General features: G+C 38.7%; 2 protein-coding genes and 1 pseudogene. 2 read left to right on the top strand and 1 reads right to left on the bottom strand.

Going from position 1 to position 2,258, the window contains the following annotated elements:
- Window positions 1-174: 174 nt before the first annotated feature.
- Window positions 175-1,026: a DUF2971 domain-containing protein gene (locus G7Y39_RS13270; protein ID WP_165157905.1), complete on the bottom strand. Its 852-nt coding sequence runs from the start codon at window positions 1,024-1,026 to the stop codon at window positions 175-177.
- Between the two features lie 152 nt (window positions 1,027-1,178).
- On the opposite strand from G7Y39_RS13270, the gene G7Y39_RS13265 reads away from it, so the two are divergent.
- Together G7Y39_RS13265 and G7Y39_RS13260 are read left to right on the top strand one after the other, a co-directional pair.
- Window positions 1,179-1,544: a helix-turn-helix domain-containing protein gene (locus tag G7Y39_RS13265; RefSeq protein ID WP_165157904.1), complete on the top strand. Its 366-nt coding sequence runs from the start codon at window positions 1,179-1,181 to the stop codon at window positions 1,542-1,544.
- An 11-nt stretch (window positions 1,545-1,555) separates the two neighbouring features.
- Window positions 1,556-2,101: pseudogene (locus G7Y39_RS13260) on the top strand (DUF3987 domain-containing protein); the annotation flags it as partial.
- Window positions 2,102-2,258: the final 157 nt, after the last annotated feature.

Here is a 2,258-nt window from a genome sequence, read left to right as displayed (position 1 = left end):
GAATACTTCTTGCGCCAGTAGTGATAGGTTGAATAACTTACACCTACTTGCTGTAGGCACGACTTCAATGGCAGGCCACTTTGTTGCACCTGCAATTCTAATTCTTCAAATTCTAATCTATTCATAACAATTGAGGTTGGATTGTATATGCTACTGCAAAGCAACAACCAAACCTCAAGCTGTACAATGTGTATTTGTTCGAATGCTTACTGTGAGGTTACTAGGGCGAGTTAATCTAGACCTAAATTTTTCAACGAACTCATACATTGTATTATTATCCTTATTGGGTGATTTATATAAGATTATATAATTATCGACCAAATATCCTTTCTCGAAGGCTACTATTTCATACGAATAATCAAATAATAATTTTGTAGCTTTTAAAGCATACGTATTTTCAACTCTCTCTATTTGATAGTAATCAATATTGTGCTTTGTCGTTAATTTAATAATTTCTCGTCTATCCTCTATACTGATATTTAAGCCCAAATAAATAGCAGTAACAGCTTTTGGAGGAATTATTTTTTCACCTTCGGTTAAAAAGACCAGTCTAACCTCATTCTCATACGCCCATGCTAAAGACTTAGTCCCAAAAACTTTACGCTGAACATCAAACACATTATCTGTTTCAAACACTTCAGGTCTTTCATTCTCATAAGTGACATTAATTTGATTTCGGATATCGAAATTTGTGGACTGACCATTCATTAGTACATCTAAATCATATTCAATGCAGAATCCCCTATGCGAATTAGCATAATGCGCCCACAACAATTCATTACAAGGGAATGTCTCGTTTTCTTTAGGTTTTGACAATGAACATATTCCAATAGTATGTAACTCTTGAATTAATGGTGTTACCCAATGTTCGTGTCTATCAGATTTAGGTAACTCAACAGACCCCTCGAAAGGATCATTCATTTTATTCAACTTTGCTGCATAAAGAATGTTTTTTGATAATTGAACAGAGTCTTTGTCTCTTTTATCCGAAGCAATGTTTGCTCTATATTTATATACCTTACTCATACGCTAATAGCAAATATACAAAAGTACTCATATTACTCGAATTCAGCATCAACCACCATCAAAAAGTTATTCATCAGTTATGTTTTGGTGAATGATTCCACCATTGAAACACCTGTTTCCTTTGCCGTCGAACAATTAAAAACGAGCGATGTATGCAAAAAGAAACAGTAACATTTGATAAGCTGCCCGAAGCGGTAGGTTATCTGACCGAACAGGTCATTGAGTTGAAAAGAATGGTGTCGGAACTTCAACCGCCGGCATCAGACAAACACGTATTGGTTGAAATCGAGGATGCTTGCCGTATCATCAGAAAAGCCAAGCCTACCATATATACGTTGGTACGCAAGGGGCTACTTCCGGCTTACAAGAAAGGCAAGAAACTCTATTTCTACGAAGACGAACTGTTGGCTTGGATTGACAACGGACGTAGAAAGAGCGCGGAACAGACGTATGAAGAGATGCTTGCCAATATGCAAAGCCGTGTCCGTCATAAGCCTAAATCATCCTTTAACTTTTAATGGTCGGACGTATGGACACAAGTTCTATTAACCCGGTATCTATCATTGATGAAGTGATTGATTTGAGTACAAGACTGGCTGGCACAGATTTTCCAGTTAGCATATTCCCGACAAAAATCCAACGCATCATCCATGAGGTACACGAATGCCATAATTATCCTACCGACTACATTGCCGCAGCCATCCTGACGGCAATAGCAGTTGGTATAGGCAACACGCACCTTGCCCAAATCAAACAAGGCTGGATGGAAAGCCCCATCCTGTATATGGCATTAATCGGGAGACCGGGAGCAAACAAAAGCCATCCCCTCAGTTTTGCCATGAAACCCTTTCTTGATTATGATTACAAGCAGAACCAAGAATTTGAAAAGGAACTTGCAAAATATGATGAACTGATGAGCATGAGCCGCAAGGAGCGTGCAGAAAACGGTGGAGAGCAATTTCCGCAAGAACCTATCCGCAAACGCTTCTTGGTTTCGGATGTAACGCCCGAAGGATTAAGCCTCATTCATGCGCAAAACAAACGTGGGTTATGCTTGTGGGCAGACGAGTTATCCGTAAGCATTTGATAAACTACAGGTATTAAACTTTATATATAACAATAGCGACTGTCACTATGAAGCTAATAGTTGCAGTCGCTATTGTTTTGTTGAACCTATATGTTGCAGTCGGCATTAGTTGCCGGATTCCCCATTTTGTTTTGTCAATACACTT

This window comes from Parabacteroides sp. ZJ-118, from assembly GCF_011038785.1.
In the GTDB taxonomy this organism is placed as follows: Bacteria; Bacteroidota; Bacteroidia; order Bacteroidales; family Tannerellaceae; genus Parabacteroides.
This window is presented reverse-complemented; position numbering and strand designations above follow the sequence as displayed.

Coding starts and splice junctions, on each gene's coding strand:
- G7Y39_RS13270 (WP_165157905.1), bottom strand. CDS start 1,026: ATGAGTAAGGTATATAAATATAGAGCAAACATTGCTTCGGATAAAAGA.
- G7Y39_RS13265 (WP_165157904.1), top strand. CDS start 1,179: ATGCAAAAAGAAACAGTAACATTTGATAAGCTGCCCGAAGCGGTAGGT.